The sequence below is a fragment of the Maribacter polysiphoniae genome, from assembly GCF_003148665.1.
Lineage (GTDB): Bacteria > Bacteroidota > Bacteroidia > Flavobacteriales > Flavobacteriaceae > Maribacter_A > Maribacter_A polysiphoniae.
The window spans coordinates 1-6628 of the sequence record NZ_QGGQ01000027.1; the positions used below are offsets into that span (position 1 = coordinate 1).

Genomic DNA, 6628 nt, shown 5'->3' on the forward strand with positions numbered 1-6628 from the left:
GAAAAACCCTGTCCGAATCATCTGGTGAAAATTGGATCGCCCCCTTGAAGCGCATGATATGGTGCGCATTGCACAGCATATAGAACTGGCGCTGCAGGCCGTATGTCCCGCGGGGAAATATCCTTTGCGGCAACCCGGTAAAGTGACCACATAAATGGAACAGATAGGACAGGGAATAATGGTTCGGGACATATTCCCAAAAAATGCGCAACAGTCCAAGGCATACCTGTTCCATGGCAAAGTGCATTACGGCCATTTTGGAAGCGGTGTCCTCCCTTTCCCCGATGATGCCAACGACCGAAAGAAGATACTCCGCCCTTTCCATTCGGTCGATCCAACTTTCCCGGATTCGTTCATAATAGGTGCTATGCAGACACATCCCAACAGGACAGGACTCGGTTACCAGATTGTTCTCCTTAAAGATGCAGGGTGTCCCAGAAACGATACGGTTCAGAAAATTATCCCCGATGTCCAACCTTTTAAGGACATTGGAAAGGGTACGGAAAATGACATATACCCTACAGCGTCCTTTCATTTTACCATATAGGTTCGCCATGAAATCCCCCAGGTTTTTTGCCGGTGACCTATGTCCGACAACCAATAGCGTATAGGTCACGGTCTCCTGTGGCATGACCGGAAATGGGTATAGGAAAACCTTTTGTCTCTTTTTTATGGTCTCCATACCGATAACGTATACCGAATGCAGGGGCAGTTCCATTTGGATTAGCTCAATAAGTTCATCCTTCATTGGGAAATCTGTCGATTTAGATATTCTTGATTGCTGTTGCATAGCCGAAAAATTAGATAATATTACATTTGTCATATATTTATATGACAAATATAGTAAAACAAATAAAATGTCAACTTAAAATATGACAAAAATAATGAATGATAAGTTGACATTTGTAGTATGACCAAGGATCAGCTAAAAAAGAAAATTGGAAATAGAATTGTTGACTTGAGAATCCAAAAAGGTTGGAATCAGTCGGATTTAGCCCGTGCTTGCGGAAAAGATAGACAAGCTATTGAAAAAATAGAGAATGGTAAAGTTAATCCAACTATCTATTCCCTATATGAGATATCCAGAGCTTTGGAAGTTAGTTTATATAAATTACTGAATTTTTAAGAAGAGAGGGATTCATTGAGATTTCCTAAAACTTTAAATCCCAAAAAACCCAAAAATTTATTGGACTTCGACTCTTTTTAAGACTAAAACTTGTGATTTCAATTTGTATTCCCAAGTGTAACCCAACTTTGGTTAAACTTATGGGGAAATGGATTCAGCTAAATATGCAAACATTCGACAGGAATTGACAAGATGCGTCCTATGCGATTTTTGCTTTACGCTTATCTACCGGAATACTACAAAAACCGCACAGGATCCACACGCAAAGTTTAAAGGTAAGATTTGGGGGAGGTGGTAATCTCAATATGCTTTTTGATCTAATTTGAACTTTGTTCTTATTTCACAATGCAAATTAATGCTGATGGTCATTCAAATAGAACGGAGTATATCCAAATCACCAAAAACATTATTATACCAATTAATAATCTACGTTCTTCAAACAAAGCATCGGGTGCTATTAACTTTTTCTTCTTTAACCAATAATAGACTAAGCCAGTAATCAGAAAAACAGACCACAACCAGAAATCAAAATCGTCTACTGCTACCATTTTAATTGACTATACTACCCCACAGTTTATTTGAACATTAAATTCTATTCTGGTTTGCCGAGTAAGTGTCATAATGCATCCGTTATTTAAATTTTGCGCAACTTGAATTTATAACATCTTTAGGTTTCAGCTTGATTAATATGTGTTAATCTTGGTACAATGGTTTTTGCCGGCAAGATCGTACCTGGGTTTAAAACGGAATTAGCACCGATTTTTGAACCGTCCCCAATCAGAGACCCGAATTTTTTCACTCCGGTATTAATCCATTCACCTTTTTCATTGATAACTATATGTTTATCCTCCCGTTCGTTAAAGTGGTTCGCCAACACAGATCCGGCCTCTAGGTTGACATCTTCCCCGATTAAGGAATTTCCAACATAGTTCAAATGAGCGGCACAAGAATTTTTAAATATAATACTTTGTTTGATTTCTGTATTGGCCCCGATAGTAACATCACTGACCAAATAGACCCCGTTTCGTAGGTAAGCCCCAGATTTCACAATACATCGTGGCCCTATTATCGTATTCTTTTTTATGATAGCACCACCTTCAACAATAGCAGTTTCATGTATGGCAATATTTTCTTGAATCACATACTCTCTCTTGTTCAGACCAGGGATGAGACTATTTATCAATTCATCAATATTATCAATGATCTCCCATGGGAGACTATCCTTCGATAAGGAAGGAATATCACGGTAGATATCTTTAATATAGTTTATTAGTTTCATTCAATCCTTTATTTGAACTTTTGACCCTTATATGTTAGACGGTTAGAGTTACTGGTAAATTAGTCATCTGATAACTCAGATTCAAAACGCTGGCATTAATAAAACTAATCCCATTTTTTGACTCTACACCATAGGCCTCATGAATGTGTCCGAAAACATGGATTTTTGGTTTTACTTTTGAAATTGTATCATATAAATCTTCACAGCCAACTGATTCCCCTCTGATTGTTTTGTCTAATATCCCATTTGGAGGGCCATGGGTTATCAAGATATCAAGATTATCGGGAATTTTATTCCAGTACTGTTTTATTTCTTCTCCTCTCTCACGGTTAAAAGCCCAATTATTGAACCATGGTTGTATCGGGGAGCCCCAGATCTTGATTCCTTCTATTTCTACTCCAGTATCGTTTAAATACATAACACCCTCAGGTATCATCGAATTTATAAAACTTGATTCCGCAATCTCAAAAAAGAAATCGTGGTTACCGGCAATGAATATCTTGTATTTGAAATCCAGATTACCAAACCAGTTTAAAAACTTGAAAACCTCAATATGAGTTCCTCTACTTGAAACGTCCCCAGCATGAACAATCATATCACCGCTAGGTAAATTTAGAAGATCATGCTGACCATGGGTATCTGATATGAAGACAATTTTCATCCTTTAATTGAACTTTTCATTCTATTATGGATTACCGAGAAAGTGTCCTAACTTATCTTTTGTCCATCTAGACTTAAAGTTAATCAACACTTCTTTTAAACAGTTCCGTCCCAAGGAAATCTTACACCACAGGGTTAAATCAAAAATATTCACTCAATCATATTAATATTATCAAATGAGACTACGCAATTTATAAATTGTGGGTACCTACGCCTAATTAGTAGGATTTATCTGAATTTTTGTGTAATATTACAGAGGCATTCTACTTATGTAAAGTCTACTTGGTTGTGTGCAATTTGTAGTCCAATTAACTTTACCTGAAAGATTATGATGTTAGAGATTTCTGGTAGAAGCCTCTCATATATTCCTCATAACTCGTATTAAAAATATCCTTAAGAATTTAACTAATGCCGGAATTAAGGTCTTTAAGAAGTAATCTTTTATTTTATAAATAACCTAAATATATCATTATGAAAAAATCATTCTTAAAAAATGTTTTATTGACAATTATCCTTATTGGTTCAATAGGGGCCTGTGAAAAATCTGCTGTTTCTGAAAATCTTGAAGCTTCCGAAATGAATATTATTGACATCCCAGACTTTGAAAATCCTGAGGCAATGTGGGATCGGTCAAACAAATTATTGTACCAAGAGGCATACGATAGATTTATTTCTAAAACAACCTTGATAAATGGCCTTTACTCCTACGACCTTGAATCGGGGTCTGAAATTGGTATTTCAGAACCGATATTTGATTATATCAAAGAAAATATTGCCGTTTTAAATTCGTTCGTTGAACAAGACAAAGGAATTGTTATAGAAATCAATGATGAATTGATCTATAGCAACTTTACGGTAAAAAAGATTATTGAAAACGATTTAACCGCTTTTGGAGATATACCACAACAGCCAGAAAATCTGCAAACTATGGATCTTAGTGTTGTTCTAAGCAGGATGCAAAAATCCTTTAGTCAATCTTGGACGAATAGTAATAATAATTTAGGAGACCACTATAGTTGGACTTCATCTGCATATGACCGTACCGACAATACTACATTTGCAGGTCAATCTGTTACTATTCACGTTGCTAGCAGTACATCTGTATATTCTACAAATAACCCGAACAATTCCTTTGTGGAACAACGTGAAGATGTTTGGGGCACGACTCATTATTTTAACATTAGAAATAATCAAGGGATGACCCTTATGTCAATGAAGGTAGAGGGGGATGCACAAGCTACCGCGGTGCGGTTTGAATTGTTGTACGGGAATTAATTCCATCTAAAAAACCTGAGAAGACTTTGGGCGATTATCTTAGGTAATCAATCAAGGTCTTCTTATCTTCAATTATTGATCATTATAATCATTAACATCATGGCCAAACTATCAAAAATTTTAGCCCTGTTTTTCTTTTCAACAATTCTAAGCCCTACCTGCTATGGCAAGGGAAATCCTGAATTAAAAAAAATAGAAACCGACTCATTAGCTCTGAAGTTGTCTAAATTTGAAAAAGCCAGTGAATTCTTTTTTTCTACGCTCCAAGATAACTTTGGTGGAAGTGATCAAGATAATTTGATACAATTAATGGATATACTAATCGCTTTAAATTTAGACGGTGACCATGATTATAAAATCCAAGTAAATCAGATGGAATTTGATTCACTAAATACCAACTTCGAGTCGGTTTACGATGATTATTTCCCGGTATATATCTACAAATACAGTGAGGATTCCAGTCGGAAATATGAGAAAGCAAATATGATAATCGGAAAAGAGCGTGACACCGTGGAGGTTTCATTGCCAACGGATATTAATTGCCCTTATATAAAAAACAGTATTTATCAGGGAGCACTAAATTATGGTTTTTACGAGTTACTCTTAAAAATAGATTCAAAAGAACCTATACAAAAAGAAATCACGCATTATCTAAATGCAACAGGCTCATATTCGGCATTGGAATTATCGTATACCCTTAGAAAGGCGTATAGCGATACTGAACTTGGCAATCTAGTGAAAATAAAATCGAATCGGATTTTAATTAGTTTGGTGTTCTGGGAATATCTAAGCAATTGCGCAAATTATGATCTGAGCAGAAGAAAGAATTACTATGTTAAAGAATAAAACCTATGGTATTCTACTGATATTCATTGTTCTTTCATTCTCAGTTTTAATAAAATCTGAACATTTCATTTATGAATATGAAAGTCCTAGGATCATTTATGGTACGTGCGCTATTTTCCTGTTGGGGCTATTTGCCATAATCAATATAGACAAACCTCATAATTTAAATCTTTCCCAATTTATTTTGTCTTTATTACTTATATTTTTATTCCTAACTCAGATACCTCAGAGAAATAATTATTTTCTGATTGGTACAGGGTCTGGGCTGATATCATTCTTTTTAATCACCAGTATCTATATTAAAAATAACGAAAGGGTTATGATCTTTATTGGTCTTGGATCGATTCAAGTACTTATTTGTCTATTTCAGTACATTGGAGTGTTAAGTTCTGGAAATGCATATTTCGCAATAACAGGCTCTTTTGATAACCCCAATACTACAGCTTTACTGTTTTTATGCTGTTTGCCCCATAGCATTTACTATTATTTCCGTTCTAAAAAAAAAGTGGTGTTATTTTATGTATGTATGGTTTTTGCCTGTCTTTTGATTTTAAATTCTCGCTCAGTTTTCTTTGCGGTTCTAATGTTCCTAGCAATATACATTTTTAAAAAGCATAAGAAATATACCCTGCCATTGGTACTGTTTATCGGTCTGTCTTGTATTTTTCTTTTTCTTTTAAAAAAAGATTCAGCCTTGGGAAGAATGTATATTTGGGAGGTTTCAATAAAATCATTTGACGATGATATTTTTTTTGGGAAAGGAACAAATGGTTTTTCCATTAATTACATGTTAAACCAAGCGGAGTATATGCGTACACATGTAAACGATAAATTTAAGATGTTGGCAGGTGATATCGGTACTCCGTATAACCAATATCTCTTTTGGTTAATCAATTATGGATTAATATTTATGTTATTGATTACTATATGGTTTATAAATTATTTTAGAGATTTTGATTTTATTTATAATCCAAATAAGGTGTTGATTTTTTTTATAATGATCTCGGCGATGTTCTATTATCCATTCAATTATTTTTTTATAATTTGTATATTGCTTTTGGGGTTAAGTGCTAATTGTAACCAAAAGTCATCTTTCATAATAATGTAAGCTTCCCTTAAAACCGAACTGTTTAAAAGTAGAATAATAATCTTAATTTTAAACAGTATTATGAGGAAGAGTAGATTTTCACCCACGCAGATCGCGAAGATTTTAAAAGAGTTCGATAATGGCAAGACCGTTGCGGATATAACCCGTGAACACGGTGTGAGTTCGGCCGCTTTCTACAAGTGGCGTTCGAAGTACGCCGGAATGAGCGGCAAGGAGCTTAGGCGCATAAAGGAACTGGAAGAGGAGAACCGCAAGCTCAAGCAGATGTACGCCAACTTGGCTTTGGACCATCAAATGGCGAAGGAGATCATCGAAAAAAAGCTCTGAAGCCTTG

Annotated in this window: 7 protein-coding genes and 1 pseudogene; 5 read left to right on the plus strand and 3 right to left on the minus strand. The window is 35.2% G+C overall.

Annotated elements, in window-relative coordinates; all coding sequences use genetic code 11:
- Positions 1–790, minus strand: a 790-nt coding sequence (locus LX92_RS22150; RefSeq protein ID WP_146197911.1) for a hypothetical protein, incomplete at its 3' end; no start/stop codon positions are given.
- A 120-nt stretch (positions 791–910) separates the two neighbouring features.
- Here LX92_RS22150 and LX92_RS22155 point away from each other — a divergent pair.
- Entirely contained in the window at positions 911–1126 is a 216-nt protein-coding gene (locus LX92_RS22155) for a helix-turn-helix domain-containing protein (protein WP_109655233.1), read from the plus strand.
- A gap of 667 nt (positions 1127–1793) precedes the next feature.
- Here LX92_RS22155 and LX92_RS22165 read toward each other — a convergent pair.
- Both LX92_RS22165 and LX92_RS22170 read right to left on the minus strand, forming a co-directional pair.
- The gene (locus LX92_RS22165) at positions 1794–2405 is read right to left on the minus strand and encodes an LbetaH domain-containing protein (RefSeq protein ID WP_109655237.1); all 612 of its coding nucleotides are present in this window, start codon (positions 2403–2405) and stop codon (positions 1794–1796) included.
- Positions 2406–2439: 34 nt separating this feature from the next.
- The gene (locus LX92_RS22170) at positions 2440–3066 is read right to left on the minus strand and encodes a metallophosphatase domain-containing protein (RefSeq protein ID WP_109655239.1); all 627 of its coding nucleotides are present in this window, start codon (positions 3064–3066) and stop codon (positions 2440–2442) included.
- 470 nt (positions 3067–3536) lie between these two features.
- Between LX92_RS22170 and LX92_RS22175 the strand changes: the two genes are divergently transcribed.
- The 4 genes and pseudogenes from LX92_RS22175 to LX92_RS22190 form a co-directional block, all read left to right on the plus strand.
- A complete protein-coding gene (locus LX92_RS22175) occupies positions 3537–4340 on the plus strand; it encodes a hypothetical protein (protein ID WP_109655241.1) in 804 nt (267 codons plus the stop codon).
- Between the two features lie 99 nt (positions 4341–4439).
- Complete coding sequence (locus tag LX92_RS22180; protein WP_109655243.1) at positions 4440–5186, plus strand: hypothetical protein; 747 nt, start codon at positions 4440–4442, stop codon at positions 5184–5186.
- The gene (locus LX92_RS22185) at positions 5173–6294 is read left to right on the plus strand and encodes an O-antigen ligase family protein (protein WP_109655246.1); all 1122 of its coding nucleotides are present in this window, start codon (positions 5173–5175) and stop codon (positions 6292–6294) included. Before LX92_RS22180 ends, LX92_RS22185 begins: the two co-directional genes overlap by 14 nt.
- Positions 6295–6354: 60 nt before the next feature.
- Positions 6355–6615: pseudogene (locus LX92_RS22190) on the plus strand (transposase); the annotation flags it as partial.
- Positions 6616–6628 lie beyond the last annotated feature (13 nt).

Coding starts and splice junctions, on each gene's coding strand:
- LX92_RS22180 (WP_109655243.1), top strand. CDS start 4,440: ATGGCCAAACTATCAAAAATTTTAGCCCTGTTTTTCTTTTCAACAATT.
- LX92_RS22165 (WP_109655237.1), bottom strand. CDS start 2,405: ATGAAACTAATAAACTATATTAAAGATATCTACCGTGATATTCCTTCC.
- LX92_RS22170 (WP_109655239.1), bottom strand. CDS start 3,066: ATGAAAATTGTCTTCATATCAGATACCCATGGTCAGCATGATCTTCTA.
- LX92_RS22185 (WP_109655246.1), top strand. CDS start 5,173: ATGTTAAAGAATAAAACCTATGGTATTCTACTGATATTCATTGTTCTT.
- LX92_RS22155 (WP_109655233.1), top strand. CDS start 911: ATGACCAAGGATCAGCTAAAAAAGAAAATTGGAAATAGAATTGTTGAC.
- LX92_RS22175 (WP_109655241.1), top strand. CDS start 3,537: ATGAAAAAATCATTCTTAAAAAATGTTTTATTGACAATTATCCTTATT.